Source organism: Cellulomonas chengniuliangii (assembly GCF_024508335.1).
GTDB lineage: Bacteria > Actinomycetota > Actinomycetes > Actinomycetales > Cellulomonadaceae > Cellulomonas_A > Cellulomonas_A chengniuliangii.
On the sequence record NZ_CP101988.1, the window covers coordinates 2243739 to 2260507 of the forward strand.

Annotated in this window: 16 protein-coding genes; all 16 read right to left on the reverse strand. The window is 73.7% G+C overall.

Features of this window, described 5'->3' with window-relative positions; all coding sequences use genetic code 11:
- Nucleotides 1-44: 44 nt before the first annotated feature.
- Nucleotides 45-368 (reverse strand): DUF2469 domain-containing protein, encoded by a 324-nt coding sequence (locus NP064_RS10365; RefSeq protein WP_227569741.1) that lies wholly within the window; start codon nt 366-368, stop codon nt 45-47.
- Between the two features lie 73 nt (nt 369-441).
- Nucleotides 442-1200, reverse strand: a complete 759-nt coding sequence (gene rnhB / locus NP064_RS10370; RefSeq protein ID WP_227569740.1) for a ribonuclease HII — start codon at nt 1198-1200, stop codon at nt 442-444.
- A complete protein-coding gene (gene lepB, locus NP064_RS10375; protein ID WP_227569739.1) occupies nt 1197-1940 on the reverse strand; it encodes a signal peptidase I in 744 nt (247 codons plus the stop codon). The genes rnhB and lepB overlap by 4 nt, the downstream gene beginning before the upstream one ends.
- A gap of 155 nt (nt 1941-2095) precedes the next feature.
- Entirely contained in the window at nt 2096-2455 is a 360-nt protein-coding gene (rplS, locus tag NP064_RS10380; protein ID WP_227569738.1) for a 50S ribosomal protein L19, read from the reverse strand.
- 213 nt (nt 2456-2668) lie between these two features.
- A complete protein-coding gene (gene trmD / locus NP064_RS10385; RefSeq protein ID WP_227569737.1) occupies nt 2669-3466 on the reverse strand; it encodes a tRNA (guanosine(37)-N1)-methyltransferase TrmD in 798 nt (265 codons plus the stop codon).
- Between the two features lies 1 nt (nt 3467).
- Nucleotides 3468-4064, reverse strand: a complete 597-nt coding sequence (rimM, locus tag NP064_RS10390) for a ribosome maturation factor RimM (RefSeq protein ID WP_227569736.1) — start codon at nt 4062-4064, stop codon at nt 3468-3470.
- A gap of 127 nt (nt 4065-4191) precedes the next feature.
- On the reverse strand, nt 4192-4431 hold the full coding sequence (locus NP064_RS10395) for an RNA-binding protein (RefSeq protein ID WP_227569735.1): 240 nt from the start codon (nt 4429-4431) through the stop codon (nt 4192-4194).
- Entirely contained in the window at nt 4431-4862 is a 432-nt protein-coding gene (rpsP, locus tag NP064_RS10400) for a 30S ribosomal protein S16 (RefSeq protein ID WP_227569734.1), read from the reverse strand. Before rpsP ends, NP064_RS10395 begins: the two co-directional genes overlap by 1 nt.
- 196 nt (nt 4863-5058) lie before the next feature.
- Complete coding sequence (locus tag NP064_RS10405; protein ID WP_227569733.1) at nt 5059-6177, reverse strand: amidohydrolase family protein; 1119 nt, start codon at nt 6175-6177, stop codon at nt 5059-5061.
- A gap of 3 nt (nt 6178-6180) precedes the next feature.
- Nucleotides 6181-7785 carry a signal recognition particle protein gene (gene ffh, locus NP064_RS10410; RefSeq protein WP_227569732.1) on the reverse strand — a complete coding sequence of 535 codons (1605 nt, stop codon included), beginning with the start codon at nt 7783-7785 and terminating at the stop codon, nt 6181-6183.
- A 27-nt stretch (nt 7786-7812) separates the two neighbouring features.
- Nucleotides 7813-9594, reverse strand: a complete 1782-nt coding sequence (locus NP064_RS10415; RefSeq protein ID WP_227569731.1) for a [protein-PII] uridylyltransferase — start codon at nt 9592-9594, stop codon at nt 7813-7815.
- A 22-nt stretch (nt 9595-9616) separates the two neighbouring features.
- Nucleotides 9617-9958 (reverse strand): P-II family nitrogen regulator, encoded by a 342-nt coding sequence (locus tag NP064_RS10420; RefSeq protein ID WP_227569730.1) that lies wholly within the window; start codon nt 9956-9958, stop codon nt 9617-9619.
- A complete protein-coding gene (locus NP064_RS10425) occupies nt 9958-11256 on the reverse strand; it encodes an ammonium transporter (RefSeq protein WP_284439665.1) in 1299 nt (432 codons plus the stop codon). Before NP064_RS10425 ends, NP064_RS10420 begins: the two co-directional genes overlap by 1 nt.
- A gap of 182 nt (nt 11257-11438) precedes the next feature.
- Complete coding sequence (ftsY, locus tag NP064_RS10430; RefSeq protein WP_227569729.1) at nt 11439-12668, reverse strand: signal recognition particle-docking protein FtsY; 1230 nt, start codon at nt 12666-12668, stop codon at nt 11439-11441.
- A gap of 54 nt (nt 12669-12722) precedes the next feature.
- Complete coding sequence (locus tag NP064_RS10435; protein ID WP_227569728.1) at nt 12723-13079, reverse strand: hypothetical protein; 357 nt, start codon at nt 13077-13079, stop codon at nt 12723-12725.
- 94 nt (nt 13080-13173) lie between these two features.
- Nucleotides 13174-16746: a chromosome segregation protein SMC gene (gene smc / locus NP064_RS10440; protein WP_227569727.1), complete on the reverse strand. Its 3573-nt coding sequence runs from the start codon at nt 16744-16746 to the stop codon at nt 13174-13176.
- Nucleotides 16747-16769 lie beyond the last annotated feature (23 nt).

Sequence of the window (16769 nt, forward strand, 5' to 3'; positions counted from 1 at the left end):
GAAGGCCTGGGGGTGGCCGGTGGCCGACGAGCGTCGTGCGGCGCTCAGCGCCCGAAGCCGGCCCCTGTGGACAGGTCGAGGTCCGCCTTCGCGAGCTCCTCCACGTTGACGTCCTTGAACGTCACGACACGGACCGACTTCACGAAGCGTGCGGAGCGGTACACGTCCCACACCCACGCGTCCGCGAGGGACAGCTCGAAGTACACCTCTCCCGCCGCGGACCGCACCTGCAGGTCCACCTGGTTGGCCAGGTAGAAGCGGCGCTCGGTCTCGACGACGTAGGAGAAGAGCCCGACCACATCCCGGTACTCGCGGTAGAGCGCGAGCTCCATGTCGGTCTCGTAGTTCTCCAGGTCCTCGGCACTCACCCCGCCATCATCCCCCATCGAGGCCGACCGTGTGCGCAGGCTCCACGAGCGGCGCGCGACCTGTCGGGAAGCCTCACTCTGTCGCGTCGAGTCCCAGGGGCAGCCGCCAGCTGCGCCGGTGCAGCGGGCTGGGCCCGTGCTCGCGTAGCGCCCGGATGTGGTCTGCGGAGCTGTAGCCCTTGTTGGACTCCCACCCGTACTCGGGGTGGTCCGCGGCCATCGCCGTCATGATGCCGTCGCGCTCGCACTTCGCGAGCACGCTGGCGGCCGCGACAGAGGCGCACGTCATGTCGGCCTTGACCCGCAGGTGCACGCGCGGGGCGCCGATGACATCGGCGCCGGGCAGTTCCACCGCGCCGAACAGCTCGCCCTGCGCGGGCGGAGTCAGCCAATCGTGCGACCCGTCCAGCAGCACCGCGTCCACTGGGCCCACCTCGCGGGCCACCGACAGCAGTGCGCGCCGACCGGCCAGCCGCAGAGCGGCGATGATCCCCACCTCGTCGATCTCGGCGGCCGTCGCGTGACCCACCGCGCGGGCCGCCCCCCAGCGGCTGAGGGCGGGCAGCAGCGCCGTCCGCGCCGCCGCGGTGAGCAGCTTGGAGTCGGCGACGCCCCGCGGGCACGCCCGGGTGCGGGCGTCCACCACCACGACGCCCACGGTCACGGGGCCGGCGAGCGATCCCCGTCCCACCTCGTCCATCCCCGCGAGGAGCCGTGCTCCCTCGCGCAGCAGGGCGCGCTCGTGCCGGAGCTGGGGTGTGCGCCGCACCAGCGCCGGCGCCCGCGGCGCCCGTGGAGGCGGCTCGGAGATCGGGTGGTCCAGCAGGGTCATGACGGGTCGGGGACCTCCGCGTAGGCCTCGGACGGGTTGCGGAGCAACCCCATCCGGTCGAGCGGCCACACCTTGACGAATGTCATGCCGACGACGTTGTCGATCGGCACCGAGCCGCCACCTGGGTCGCCCAGGTGGAACCGGGAGTCGGCGGAGTCCGAGCGGTTGTCGCCCATCACCCACACCGATCCCGGGGGGACGGTGATGTCGAAGGAGTTGTCGCTGGGCGCGACGCCCTCCGCGAGGTAGGGCTCGTCGATCGGCTCGCCGTTGACCGTCACCGGCGCGCCGGAGCCCTCCGAGGCGACCTGGTCGCCGGGCAGGCCGACGACCCGCTTGATGAGGTGCTCGCCCGAGTCCTGCGGGAGCAGCCCGATCCAGGTCAGCGCCTGGTTGACCTTCTCGGCCACGGCGCCCCGCTCGGCGCGGGGCGACGAGGGCAGCCAGCCGCCCGGGTCCTTGAAGACCACGATGTCGCCGCGGTGCAGCTCGAACGGGCCGGGCGTGAGCTTGGAGACGAGGACGCGGTCGCCCTCGACCAGCGTGTCCTCCATCGACGCGCTCGGGATGAAGAACGCCTGAACCAGGAACGTCTTGACCAGGAACGAGAGGATGAACGCGCTCACCAGGATGATCGCCGTCTCACGCAGCCACACGGCGCCGGTGCTGCGGCGCGGCTGCTGCGTCCCGGCCGCCTCGGACTCGGACGGGCCGCGTTCGGGTGCTCGCTGAGAGGTCACCCTGCACACTGTGCCATGCCCGGCCGGACGTCACCTATCCCGTCGGACAGGACGAGACGCGTGCCACAACCGCTGTCCGCGAACGCCGACGGGCGGCCGCCGGGACACCCCGGCGACCGCCCGTCAGGACGCGATCAACAGCTGTGGACCACCGCTCACTTGGGAGCAGGCGTGTCCCGCTTCTCCTTGATCTTGGCCTTCTTGCCGCGCAGCGCGCGCAGGTAGTACAGCTTCGCGCGACGCACGTCACCGCGGGTGACGACCTCGAGCGAGTCGATCGTCGGGGAGTGCACGGGGAACGTGCGCTCGACGCCGACGCCGAAGCTGACCTTGCGGATCGTGAACGTCTCGCCGACGCCGCCGCCGTGGCGGCGGATGACGACGCCCTGGAACACCTGGACGCGCGAGCGGGTGCCCTCGACGACCTTGACGTTGACCTTCAGCGTGTCCCCGGGGCGGAATGCCGGGATGTCGTTGCGCAGCGACGCCGCGTCGACCTGGTCCAGAGTGTGCATGTGATGTCACTTCCTCGCCCTGCCACAGGTCAGCAGCGTCGTCGAGGGCGTCCCGCGACGAGCGGGCGCCCTGATGGCTCATGGTCTGGTGCGTCCGGGGCTCCCTCGCGGGACCCGGAGTGGCCGTTGCCCGTCTCCCCTGTGGCAGAGACGCGACCAAGCGCACCGAGGGACCAGTCTGCCACACGCGCCATCCGGCGATGAAACCAGCGGTCAGGACTTCGGCGGCTGGTCCTGACCGCGCGTGAGCCGGCCGTCCTCGACGGCCCAGCCCAGCTCCGCGAGCACCGCGAGGTCGTGACGGTCCAGTGTGGCCGGGTCGAGGGCGGCCACCAGGTCCGGCCGCCGGGCCCCGGTGCGCTGCAGGGCCTGGTCGCGACGCCAGCGCTCGATGCGCGCGTGGTGCCCGGACAGCAGCACCTCCGGCACCTCGTGCCCCTGCCACTGCGGCGGCTTGGTGTACACCGGGTACTCGAGCAGCCCCGCGGCGCCGTGGGACTCCTCGACCAGCGACTGGGGGTTGCCGACGACCCCGGGCAGCAGGCGTGCGACGGCCTCGACCAGCACCAGTGCCGCCACCTCTCCCCCGTTGAGCACGTAGTCCCCCAGCGAGAACTCGCTGACCCGCACGCCCGGGCGCTGGCTGTAGTGCTCCGCGACCCGGGAGTCGATGCCCTCATAGCGGCCGCACGCGATGACGATCTGCTGCTCGCGGGCGAGCTCCTCGGCGCGCCGCTGGGTCAGCGGCTCGCCGGACGGGGTCGGCACGAGCAGGTGGGCGCCGTCCTGCAGCACGTCGTCGAGCGCTGTGCCCCACACGTCGGGCCGCATGACCATGCCGGCGCCGCCGCCGAAGGGCGTGTCGTCCACGGTGCGGTGCCGGTCGGTGGTCCAGTCGCGCAGGTCGTGCACGTTCAGCGACAGGATGCCCGCCGCGCGCGCCTTGCCGACGAGCGACAGGTCCAACGGGGCGAGGTAGTCCGGGAAGATCGAGATGACGTCGATGCGCACGTCAGTCCTCGTCCTCCGCGCCGTCGCGGTCCGCGTCCGGGTCCTGGCCGGAGCCGCTCGACGACCCCGTCTCCTCGCTGACGACCAGGTTCTCGGCGTCGGAGGCCAGCAGCCCGCCCGGCGGGTCGATCACGACGCGGCCGCCGGGGATGTCGACCACTGGGACGATCGCGCGGACGAACGGGACGAGGGTGCGCACCCCCGACGTCTCGCGCAGCAGCAGGGAGTCGTGGGCCGGGAGGTGCTCGAGCCCGATGATCTCGCCGAGGACCCTGCCGTCGACGTGCTCCGCGCGCAGGCCGGCGAGCTCGTGCGGGTACCAGGCGTCGTCCTCGTCGCTCTCGTCCTCCTCGACGACGAGCTCGACGCCGCGCAGCGCCTCCGCGGCGTCCCGGTCGGAGACCTCCGCGAACGTGACGTTCCAGCGGCCGTGCTGCACCCGGGAACGCTCCACGGTGAGCGGCCCGACGCCGGCCGGGACGGTCTGGAGCACCGCGCCGACCGCCAGGCGCTCCTCCGGGGTGTCGGTCCGGACGTCCAGCGCGACCTCCCCCCGGAGCCCGAGGGCGCGGCCGATGCGGGCGACGATGAGCTGCATGAGGTCCTTTCGCGAGTTCAGGGGGTTCGCCAGCGCACGGGGCGCAGAGCGAAGGCCCGGTCCCCAGGGTAGGGGACCGGGCCTCGAGTGCTGCTCAGGCAGCGGCCGGGACGGCTGGCCGTGGAGGTCAGCGGCGGTCGACGTCGACGACGTCGACCCGCACCGGGCCATCTGCCGAGAGGGCGCCGACGACGGTGCGCAGCGCGCGCGCCGTGCGTCCGCCACGCCCGATGACACGCCCGAGGTCCTCCGGGTGGACCCGGACCTCGAGGAGCTCACCGCGACGCAGCGACTTCGTGCTCACTTGCACGTCATCGGGGTGGTCGACGATGCCCCGCACCAGGTGCTCGAGCGCGTCGTCGAGCATCAGGCCTGCTCGTCCTCGGACGAGGCGGCGGCCTCGGCGGCCTTCGCGGCGGCCTTCTTCTCGGAAGCCTTGGCCTTGGCCTTCTCGGCGTCGAGCGCGACAGCCTCGACGGCGGCCTGGACCGAGGACTCCTCGGGCTTGGCCTTGGTCCGCAGGGTGCCCTCGGCGCCCGGCAGGCCCTTGAACTTCTGCCAGTCACCCGTGATCTTCAGGAGCGCGAGGACCTGCTCCGACGGCTGCGCGCCGACGCTCAGCCAGTACTGCGCCCGCTCCGACGTGATGTCGATGAGCGAGGGCTCCTCGGTGGGGTGGTACTTGCCGATCTCCTCGATGACGCGACCGTCACGCTTGGTGCGCGAGTCCGCGACGACGACGCGGTAGTACGGCGCCCGGATCTTGCCGAGACGCTTCAGACGGATCTTGGTGGCCACAGTGTGGTCTCTCCTGGTTTCTGCTGTGGTGGCCGGACGGGTCCTGTGCTCGTGGGGTGAGCGGACGGGTCTGGCCGGAAGGACACGGTTGCGACCGGGTAGAGGGGCCGGGCGCGCCGAGTACGGACGACATTCTGCCAGACGCAGCGCGCGTGCCCAACCGCTTCGCCCATCAGGCTGCGGTGACAAGCGGAGGTCAACGGACGCGCACGCCTCGCAGCACCACGGCGCTGGGCGCGGCCAACGCGCGGACGTCCTCGCGCGGGTCCGACGGCAGGACCACGAGGTCGGCCGGATCGCCCTCCCCGAGGCCGGGGAAGCCGAGCCACTCCCGGGTGCGCCAGCTCGCGGCGGCGAGGACCTCGCGGTCCGGCACGCCCGCCGCGGCCAGCTCGGCCGCCTCGTCCGCGATCCGCCCGTGGCCGATCGTCCCGCCGGCGTCGGTGCCGACGAGCAACTGGACGCCCGCGTCGTGCAGGTCGCGGACGTGCTGGTGGCGACGGGCGTGCATCCGGCGCATCCTGGCGGCGAAGCGGGGGTACCGGCCGTCGGCCTGCGCGGCGATGGCCTCGAACTGGGCGACCTGCATCAGGGTGGGAGTCACGGGGATCCCTGCGGCGGCGATCCGCGCGATCTGCGCGGCGTCGGCCCCGGTCGCGTGCTCGAGGCAGTCCACCCCCGCGTCGAGCAGCGCGTCGAGGGCCTCGCCGGAGAACGTGTGAGCGGTCACGCGGGCGCCGGCGGCGTGCGCCGCGCCGATGGCCTCGGCGAGGACGTCCGCCGGCCACAACGGCGTGAGGTCGCCCTCGTCCCCGAGGCCGCGGTCGATCCAGTCCGCGACGACCTTGACCCAGCCGTCGCCCCGCGCCGCCTCCTCCGCGACCGCGCCGGGGAGGTCGGTGGGCGACGCGAGCTCGCGGCCGTAGTGCCGCAGGTAGCGCTTGGGCCGCGCGAGGTGCCGGCCGGCCCTGACGAGCCGCGGCAGGTCGTCCTCCCCGCCCACCCACGCGGTGTCGGCCGGAGAGCCGGCGTCGCGCACCAGCAGCACGCCGGAGTCGCGGTCCGCGAGGGCCTGCGCGCGGGCCGCCTGCCGGTCCACCGGGCCGTTCGGGCCGAGCCCGATGTGGCAGTGCACGTCCACGAGCCCGGGCACGACCCAGCCGTCGATCGCGACCGGGAGCCCTGCTGACGCGTGGGGCCGCTCGAACGTGATGCGGCCGCCCACCACCCACGCCTCGGCGGCCACGCGCTCGTCGTCGAGCAGGACGGGCCCGCGCAGGCGAAGCACCTGCGCGGGCCCGTCGGGCGTGGTCATCCCTCAGCGTCCGAGGAACTTGCCCAGCGCGCCCAGGTCGACCGCGGACGGGTCCACGGACTCCGGCTCCTTCGCGCCCAGGCCGAAGGCGGAGCCCTTCGGCGCCGGGGGCGCGATGCCGGCCGCGCGCTCGGCGGCGAGCCGCTCCTGCTCGGCGCGCTTGGCCGGGTTCCCCGACTTGGCCGCCTTGCCCTTGCGCTTGGGCGGCGCGGCCACCCGGCCACGGGACTTCTTGCCGCCCATGCCCGGCAGGTTCCCCATCCCGGGCATCGGCATGCCCCCGGAGCGCGCCATCTGCCTCATCATCTTCTGCGCGCCGGCGAACCGCTCGAGCAGGCCGTTGACGTCGCTCGGCGACGTGCCGGACCCCGCCGCGATGCGCGCGCGGCGCGAGCCGTTGATGATCTTGGGCGTGCGGCGCTCGGCGGGCGTCATCGAGCGGATGATCGCCTCGATCCGGTCGACCTCGCGCTCGTCGAAGTTGTCCAGGGCCTCGCGCATCTGGCCCATGCCCGGCAGCATGCCCAGCATCTTCTTCATCGAGCCCATGTTCTTCATGGCCTGCATCTGCTGCAGGAAGTCCTCGAGCGTGAAGTCCTCGCCGCTCGCGATCTTGCCGGCCATCGCCTCGGCCTGGTCGGCGTCGAACGCCTTCTCGGCCTGCTCGATCAGGGTGAGCACGTCGCCCATGTCGAGGATGCGCGAGGCCATCCGGTCCGGGTGGAACACCTCGAAGTCGGTGAGCTTCTCACCGGTGGAGGCGTACATGATCGGCCGGCCGGTCACCGAGGCGACCGACAGGGCCGCGCCGCCGCGCGCGTCGCCGTCGAGCTTGGAGAGCACGACGCCGGTGAAGTCGACGCCGTCGGCGAAGGCCTGCGCGGTGGCGACCGCGTCCTGGCCGATCATCGCGTCGATGACGAACAGGATCTCGTCCGGCTGCACGGCGTCGCGGATGTCCGCCGCCTGCGCCATGAGCTCGGCGTCGACGCCCAGGCGGCCGGCGGTGTCGACGATCAGGACGTCGTGCTGGCGGGCCTTCGCCGCGGCGAGGCCCTCGCGGGCGACGCCCACGGGGTCGCCGAACCCGGGGTCGACCTCGCCGTGTCCCTGGTTGCCCGGGTGCGGGGCGAAGACGGGCACCCCGGCCCGCTCCCCCACGATCTGCAGCTGGGTGACGGCGTTGGGGCGCTGCAGGTCGGCGGCGACGAGCAGCGGCGTGTGCCCCTGCTCGCGCAGGTGCAGGGCCAGCTTGCCCGCGAGCGTCGTCTTGCCCGCGCCCTGGAGGCCCGCGAGCATGATCACGCTCGGCGGGTTCTTCGCGAGGCGCAGCGGGCGGTTCTCGCCGCCGAGGATCGCCACCAGCTCGTCGTTGACGATCTTGACGACCTGCTGGGCGGGGTTGAGCGCGCCGGAGACCTCGACGGACAGCGCCCGCTCCCGGACGGCCCCGGTGAAGGCGCGCACGACGGGCACGGCGACATCGGCGTCGAGCAGCGCACGGCGGATCTCGCGCACGGTGGCGTCGATGTCCGCCTCGGACAGGCGCCCCTTGGTGCGGAGGTTCTTGAAGGTCGACGTCAGTCGGTCGGACAGGGTGGCGAACACCGCTGGATCCTCACGCTCTTCTCGGGATCACGGACGTCCCAGCGTACCTGCCGCCTGCGCCGTCAGGTCGTCGACGAGCCGTGCCCGCCACGCCGTCCAGGTGGCCGGGCCCGCCGCGGTCGCGTCCGCCTCCGTGAGCGCCCGCAGCAGCTCGAGCAGGTCCAGCCGCCCGTCGACCGCGTCGAGCAGGGCCGCGACAGTCGCAGGATCGTCCGGATCAGCGGTGGTGGCGAGGTCTGCGAGGGTCAGGTGGTGCCGCACCAGGCGCGCCACGTCGGCGGCGTCCTGGTCCTCGAAGCCCATCCGCGTGACGATCGGCCCCGCGAGCCGGGCGCCCTCGGTCGAGTGGTCCCCAGCGCCGGGGCGCTTGCCGATGTCGTGCAGCAGCGCCGCGAGCAGCAGCACGTCGCCCCTCGCCACCTGCCGCCGCGCCTTGCCCGCCAGGGCCACCGTCTCGATCAAGTGCCTGTCCACCGTGTGCCGGTGGATCGGGGAGCGCTGGGGGCGGTTGCGCACGGCCGCCCACTCCGGGATCCACGTCGTCACGACGCCCGACAGGTCGAGCGCCTCCCAGACCGGCGTCTGCGCGTGCCCCGAGCCGAGCAGTTGGAGCAACGACGTCCGCGCCGCCTTGGGCCAGGGCGCCTCGAGGGCCGGGGTCTGCATGAGGCTCGCCACGGTCACGGGAGACAGCGTCAGACCGGTGCGCGCCGCGGTGGCCGCGGCGCGCAGCGAGAGCAGCGGGTCCTCGCTCGGGCGGGCGTCGACCGCGAGCACGATCTCCCCGTCGTGCTCGACCAGCCCCTCGCCCACCGGCCGCAGGCGCGGGGGCGTGCGCCGCCCGCGCACGAGCATCGGCTTGCGGGCGGGGCGCTGCAGCGCCTGCCGGGCGTTGCGCACCGTGGTGTCGAGCGCGTACGAGATGATCCGGCCCGACTCGGCGAGGCTCGCGAGGAGGTCGTCGCGGTCGTCGAAGCCCGTCAGCGCCGCCACCTCGTCTTGATCGGCGAGCAGCAGCCGGTTGGTGTGCCTGCGGGTCACCACCTGGAGGGCGTCGCGGACGTCCAGCAGGTGGTCGTAGGCCTTGTCGACCGCTCCGTGCGGCCGGTCCGTGAGCCAGGTCGCCGCGAGAGCAGACAGCACCACGGCGTCCCGGATGCCGCCCCGGGCCTCCTTGAGGTCCGGCTCGATGAGGTAGGCGAGCTCGCCGTGCCGCTCAGCGCGCTGCCGCGCCGTGGCCAGCAGCTCCGGGAGCCGGCGCCGGGCCGCAGATCGCCAGTCGGCGAGCAACGCGGACTGCGCGTGGTGCACCACGAGCGGGTCCCCCGCGACCGGCTGCAGGTCCAGCAGGCCCACCGCCGCGGGAAGGTCCCTGGAGGCGACCTGGCGGCACTGCGCCACCGAGCGCACCGCGTGGTCCAGGTCGAGCCCCGCGTCCCACACCGGGTACCAGAGGCGCTGCGCGAGGTCGGCGACCTCGTCGGCGCTGTGCCCCCGCCCCTCATGCACGAGCAGCAGGTCCAGGTCGCTCATCGGGCTCGCGTCGCCGCGGCCGATGCTGCCCACGGCGCCCAGCGCGATGCCCGTCAGCTCCCCGCCCGTCGCGTCCTGCCAGAGCTCGGCGAGTCGGCGGTGGACGAGGTCGACGACGGCACGCCGTCGGGCGGCGCCCTCATGGCCCGGTCCGGTGAGCTGGGCTGCGAGGTCGAGCCGTTCAGCCTTGAGGTCCCGCACCCCGATCGCGGGGCGCGGGACCTCGGCAGACCCGTCCTCGGCCGCGCCCCCCGCGGGCGGCCTCACGTGTCTCATCTGATCTGTTGAACCGTCCTGCTCAGAGAGCGTCGTCGCCGTGCTCGCCGGTGCGGACCCGGGCCACGTCCTCGACGTGCGTGGTCCACACCTTGCCGTCGCCGATCTTCCCGGTCTGGGCCGCCTGGATGATCACCTCGGTGATGCCCGGGGCGTCCTCGTCGGCGACCAGCACGTCGATCTTGACCTTGGGAACCAGGTCCACGGTGTACTCCGCGCCCCGGTAGACCTCGGTGTGGCCGCGCTGGCGGCCGTAGCCGCTCGACTCGCTGACCGTGAGCCCGCGGACTCCCGCGGCCTCGAGGGCCGACTTCACGTCGTCCAGCCGGTGGGGCTGGATCACTGCGGTGATGAGCTTGGTCATCACTTCACCTCCGTCACGACTCGGGCGCCCAGGGTCTCGTACGCGGTCTCGCCGTGGACGGCGAGGTCGATCCCGCCGATCTCGGCCTCTTCGCTCACCCGGAAGCCGGACGTGCGCTTGATCACCGTGCCGATGATGAAGGTGAGGACGAAGGAGAAGACCACCGCGAAGAGGGCGATGATGACCTGCAGGATGAGCTGGTCGAGGCCGCCGCCGTAGAACAGGCCGGTCTCGGTGCCGAGGAAGCCGATGCCGATCGTTCCGACGAGGCCGCCCACGAGGTGGACGCCGACGACGTCGAGCGAGTCGTCGTAGCCGAACTTGTACTTCAGGCCGACCGCCAGGGCGCACAGGGCGCCGGCGATGAGGCCCAGGATGATCGCGCCGATCGGGCTGAGCGCCGCGGCGGCGGGGGTGATGGCCACGAGGCCGGCGACGACGCCGGACGCGGCGCCGAGCGAGGTGGCGTGGCCGTCGCGGATCTTCTCCGTCACGAGCCAGCCGATGATCGCGCCGGCCGTGGCGACGGTCGTGTTGACCCAGGCGAGGCCTGCGACGCCGTCAGCGGCGCCCGCCGAGCCGGCGTTGAAGCCGAACCAGCCGAACCACAGCAGCGCGGCGCCGAGCATCACGAACGGCAGGTTGTGCGGGCGCATGGGCTCCTTGCCGAAGCCCTTGCGCTTGCCGAGGATCAAGGCGAGCGCGAGGCCCGCGACGCCCGCGTTGATGTGCACGACGGTGCCGCCGGCGAAGTCGATGGGCGCGAGGTCCGCCGCCCCGTCGGTGCTGCCGAAGAGCCAGGCCGCGATGCTGTTCTCGCCACCGCCGAGGATGCCGCCGCCCCAGACCATGTGCGCCATGGGGAAGTAGACCAGGGTGACCCAGACGCCCGCGAAGAGGAGCCAGGAGCCGAACCGAGCACGGTCGGCGATGGCGCCCGAGATGAGCGCGACGGTGATGATGGCGAACGTCATCTGGAACCCGGCGGCCACGTAGGCCGGGACTCCTGAGCCCGCCAGCAGGCTGAGGTCGTCGGTCAGGCCGTTGAGGCCGAAGAACTCGGTCGGGTTGCCGAAGACGCCGCCGACGTCGGTGCCGAACGTCATCGAGTAGCCCCACAGCACCCAGATGACGGCGACGACGGCGATGGCGCCGAAGCTCATCATCATCATGTTGAGGACGGACTTGACGCGGACCATGCCGCCGTAGAAGAACGCCAGTCCAGGCGTCATCAACAGCACCAGGGCGGCGGACGTCAGCAACCATGCGGTGTTGCCGGTGTCCAGCTGGAATTCCATGTGGATCGCTCTCCCCTCGCCAGCCGGACGGCCGGTCGAGTCCCACTGTCGGCGAGCGGCATTTCCAGGAGGAGCGGAGTGTGTTACGGCGATGTGACAGCGGCCCCGCGAGGGTAAACGTTGCGTTTCCGCCTGGACGGACGCCCAGACTCAAGCGTCCGTCCAGGTGGCGACGGGTGCTGTCAGTCGCCGAGGAGCCCGTCGACGAACGCCTCGGGGTCGAACGGCGCCAGGTCGTCAGGGCCCTCGCCCAGGCCGACCAGCTTCACCGGCACGCCGAGCTCGCGCTGCACCGCGATCACGATGCCGCCCTTGGCGGTGCCGTCGAGCTTGGTCAGCACGATGCCGGTCACCCCGGCCACCTCCGCGAAGACGCGCGCCTGGTTGAGGCCGTTCTGCCCGGTGGTGGCGTCGAGCACCAGCAGGACCTCCGACAGCGGGGCCTCGCGCGTGATGACCCGGGTGATCTTGCCGAGCTCGTCCATGAGCCCGGCCTTGTTCTGGAGCCGCCCGGCCGTGTCGACGAGCACCACGTCCACGCCCCGGCTCACGCCCGTGCGCACCGCGTCGAACGCGACGGCCGCGGGGTCCGCGCCATCCCGCTCGGAGCGCACGGTGGGCACCCCCACCCGCGAGCCCCACGTCTCGAGCTGGTCGGCCGCAGCAGCGCGGAACGTGTCGGCGGCGCCCAGCACCACCGTGCGCCCCTCCGCGACGAGCACCCGCGCGAGCTTGCCGACGGTGGTCGTCTTGCCGGTGCCGTTGACGCCGACGACCAGCACGACGGCGGGCGACGTGGACGGCTCGCCCTCGGCCGGCGCGGCGCCGTCGGCCGCCGCGCGCGGCGTCGGAGCCGTCGCGAGGGAGCGGTCCAGCGAGGGGTCAACGAGGGCGAGCAGCTGCTCGCGGAGCATCGCCCGGACGTGTGCCGGCTCGCGGACGCCCTGGACGCGCACCTGGGTGCGGAGCGCGTCGATGAGCTCTCCGGACGGTCCGGCGCCCACGTCGGCGAGCAGCAGGGTCTCCTCGAGCTCGTCCCAGTCGTCCTCGGTGAGGTGGTCGCGGGAGAGCACGGTGAGCAGCCGGGCGCCCAGCGGCGACCCGGACCGGGAGAGCCGGTCGCGCAGCCGGGCCAGCCGGCCCGTGGCCGGGGCGGGCGTCTCGACCGGGGGCGCCTGCGAGAGGTCGGGGAGCTCCTCCACCTCGGCGCCAGGCGCCTCGGGCTCTGCCTCGGCTGGGCGGGGCTCGACCAGCGTGCCGGTCGAGGAGGACGCGCCCTCGGGGCGGGAGCGAGTCGCCGCCTCATGGTCCGAGTCGGTCGAGCGCCGCCGGCCGACGAGCACGGCTGCCGTCGCGATCGCGATGATCGAGGGCACGCCGACGATGAGCGCAGTCAGGATGTCGTTGTCCACGCGGTCAGTCTCTCAGCAATCGTCCAGGACGCGAGGCGCGCCGGACCGGCCCGTTCAGGCGGAGCGCTTGCCCAGCCACGGCACCGTGCGCGCCGCCTTCTCGCGCGCCTTGGCCAAGGTGTCGGTGATGTCGTCCGCGCGGAGGTAGGCGTCCTCGTCGACCGCGGTGGCCTGGAGGAACTCGTCGAGGCGCACGTCCACCGGCTCCGCCTGCGTCGGCTGGCCCGCCGAAGCGCCGCGGTCCCCGCGGCGTCCCACGAGGTGCAGCACGCCGTGCCGCAGGTCTTCGAGTCCTGATCGCAGGCCCCGCTGCTCGGACTCCTCGCCGGGGCGGGGCGCGACGCTGGCCACCAGGATCACCGCGGCCCCGGCGACGAACGCGATGATGGTCCACACCACGACAGCAGTCATCACCCCAGTATCGGTGGGACCGCCGGAGCCCGGCGCCCAGGGTGCGCATGGGCGGCAACCGCCACACAACTTTCACATCCCGGCGCCGGGGCGCTCAGGACAGCGCGCTGGGCGACTCCTCGCGCATGCGCTGGCTGATCACCGTGGTCACGCCGTCGCCACGCATCGTCACGCCGTAGAGCGCGTCGGCGATCTCCATCGTGCGCTTCTGGTGGGTGACGACGATGAGCTGCGAGTCCTCCTGCAGCTCACGGAAGAGCCCCAGCAGCCTGCCGAGATTGGCGTCGTCGAGCGCCGCCTCGACCTCGTCCATGACGTAGAACGGGCTGGGCCTGGCCTTGAAGATCGCGACGAGCAGCGCGACGGCGGTGAGCGAGCGCTCCCCGCCGGAGAGCAGCGACAGCCTCTTGACCTTCTTGCCGGCCGGCCGGGCCTCGACCTCGATGCCCGTGGTGAGCATGTCGCCCGGGTCGGTCAGCACCAGGCGGCCCTCCCCGCCGGGGAACAGCCGCGGGAACACGCGGTCGAACTGCTCGGCCGTGTCACGGTAGGCGTCCGCGAAGACCTGCTCGACGCGCTCGTCGATCTCCCGGACGATCTCGAGGAGGTCGGCGCGGGACCTCTTGAGGTCGCCCAGCTGCTCGACCAGGAACTGGTGCCGCTCCTCGAGCGCGGCGAACTCCTCGAGGGCCAATGGGTTCACCCGCCCGAGCTGGGCCAGGGCGCGCTCGGCGGCACGGAGCCGCTTCTCCTGCTCGGCGCGGACGTAGGGGACCTCGTGGGGCTCGTCCTCCCCGGGCTCGGCGCCGGGCGGGCGCACCACGGGCACCGACCGGTGGGGCCCGAACTCGTCGAGCAGCACCTGGGGGTCCAGCCCCAGGTCCTCGACGGCCCGCGCCTGCAGCTGCTCGACGCGCAGCAGCTGCTGGGCGCGGGCCACCTCGTCGCGGTGCGCCACGTCGGTCAGCTCGGCGAGCTCGCGCGAGCGCGTCTCGACCACCGCGCGGACCTCGGCCAGCGCGGCGTCGCGCTCGGCGCGCTGCGCCTCGGCGGACTCGCGCTCGGCCGTCGCGCGCCGCAGCGAGCCCTCCAGCAGCACGAGCGCCCGGTGTGCTCCCTCGCGGACCGCGCCGGCGATCTGGGACTGCCGGGCCCGGGCCCGAGCGCGCTCGGCGGCCCTCTCCCGGGCCGCACGCTCGGTGCGGGCCGCACGCTCAAGCGACTCGGCCCGCCCGGACAACGCCCGCGACCTCTCCTCGCTAGTCCGCAGCGTCAGCCGCGCCTCGGTCTCCCGCGCCCGGGCGGCTGCGGCCGCCTCCGCGGCGCGGTCGCGCTCGGCGGTCCCCGCGTCGATCGACGCCTCGCTCTCGGCCGGCTCCTGCTCGGCCACGGCCAGCCGCTCGGTGAGCTCGGCGAGCTCCGCGGCGTCGGCCGCGAGGGTCGCCGTCGCGGTGTCGAGGGTCGCCTGGACCCGCGCGGCCTCGGCTCGTGCGGCGCGCGCGGTGGCGCCGAGGTGCCCGAGCTGCTCGGCGACCGCGGCCAGCGCCGCGTCGGACTGGTTCAGGCGCTCGAGCGTCTCCTCGTAACGCGCGCTCGCCTCCTCCTGGGCGGCACGGGCGCCGACGAGCTCGCCGCGGGCCTTCTCAGCGGCGGCGGTCGCACGGTCGGCGTCCCCGCGAGCCTGGTCGAGGGCCGCCTGCAGGTGCAGCGCGCTCGGGGCGGTCGCCGATCCGCCGGACGCGTGGCTCCGCGCCAGCAGGTCGCCCCCGCGGGTGGCGACCACCAGGTCCGGGTGCTCGGCGACGAGCGCGCGCGCCACGGCGAGGTCGTCGACGACGACGACTCCGGCGAGCAGCCCTTCGACCGTGCTCCGCACCGCGGCCGGCGCCTGCACCAGGTCGATCGCCCGATCGGCGCCGGGCGGCAGCTCCGGCAGGCCTCGCCCTCCCGCGGAGCCGGCGATCAGGATGGTGGCGCGGCCGGCGTCCTCCGTGCGCAGCAGGCGGATCGCGTCGACCGCGGAGTCCACCGACTCGACGGCGACCGCGTCGGCGAGGCGCCCGAGAGCCGCCACGATGGCGTCCTCGTCCCGAGGCGCGACGCTCAGCAGTGCCGCCACGGAGCCGATCGCGCCGTGCAGCACCTCCGAGGCCAGCAGCGAGCCCGCGCCGTCCTTGCGGGTCAGGCTGAGCTCGAGGGTCTCGATGCGGGACTCGAGCGCCCCGCGCTCCCGCTCGGCCGCCGCGACGGCCTCGGTAAGCTCCGCGACGCGGGCGTTCGTGGCCTCGACCGCGTCGGCCGCCGCCTCGTGCTCGGCGTCGAGCCCCTCCTCGCCCTCTTCGACTCCCGCGACCTGCGACTCCAGGACGGTGAACTCCGTCGCCGCCTGCTGCCCGCGGCGCTCGGCCTCCGCGAGGGTGGCCCGCAGTCGCCCGATCTCGGCCTCGGTGGCCTCGAGCCGGCTGCGCCGTGCGCCGACCTGGCCCGCGAGCCGCGCGAGCCCCTCCCGGCGGTCGGCGGCGCCGCGCAGCGCCGTGGCGAGTGCCTTGTCGGCGGCGCTCGCGGCGGCCTCGGCCTCCTGGCGGCGTGTGACGGCGGCCTCGAGGGCCGTGCGCGCCACCTCCACCTCGGCGGCCAGCTCAGCCTCGGCAGCCCGCACCCGCTGGGCCTGTGCCGCGAGCTCGTCGGGGTCGGCGCCCGTGCCGCGCTCGGGGCCAGCGGAGCCCAGCAGGCGGACCCGCTCGCCGGCCAGCGTCTCGACGCCGCGCAGGCGCTCGCGCAGCGCTGACAGCCGGTACCAAACGTCACTCGCCTCGCTCAACGCGGGCGCGGCCTCCGACGCGGCACGCTCGAGGGCCGCGAGCCTCTCGCGCGCCTCGACGAGGGACGCCTCGACCTCCGAGCGCCGGGCCCGGAGCGCCGACTCGTCGGCGAGCTCCTGCTCCAGGGTGGCCGTGAGCTGGGCAAGGTCGTCCGCGAGCAGCCGGGCCCGCGAGTCCCGCAGGTCGACCTGGACCACCTGCGCCTTGCGGGCCACCTCGGCCTGGCGGCCCAGCGGGCCGAGCTGGCGGCGTATCTCGCTGGTCAAGTCGCCCAGGCGCACCAGGTTCGCCTGCATCGCGTCGAGCTTGCGGAGCGCCTTCTCCTTGCGCTTGCGGTGCTTGAGGACCCCGGCGGCCTCCTCGATGAACCCGCGGCGCTCCTCCGGGGTCGCGCGCAGCACCGCGTCGAGCTGGCCCTGGCCCACGATCACGTGCATCTCGCGGCCGAGGCCCGAGTCGGACAGCAGGTCCTGGATGTCGAGCAGACGGCAGCCCTGGCCGTTGATGGCGTACTCCGAGCCGCCGTTGCGGAACAGCGTCCGCGAGATCGTGACCTCGGTGTACTCGATGGGCAGCGCGCCGTCGGTGTTGTCGATCGTCAGGGCCACCTCGGCCCGCCCGAGCGGCGGCCGTCCGGACGTCCCGGCGAAGATGACGTCCTCCATCTTGCCGCCGCGCAGCGACTTGGCGCCCTGCTCCCCCATGACCCACGCGAGCGCGTCGACCACGTTCGACTTCCCCGAGCCGTTCGGCCCGACGACGCAGGTGACGCCCGGCTCGAAGTTCAGCGTCGTCGCCGAGGCGAACGACTTGAACCCCCGCAGGGTGAGGGTCTTGAGGTGCACGCGTAGAGACTAGGCGGTGGACG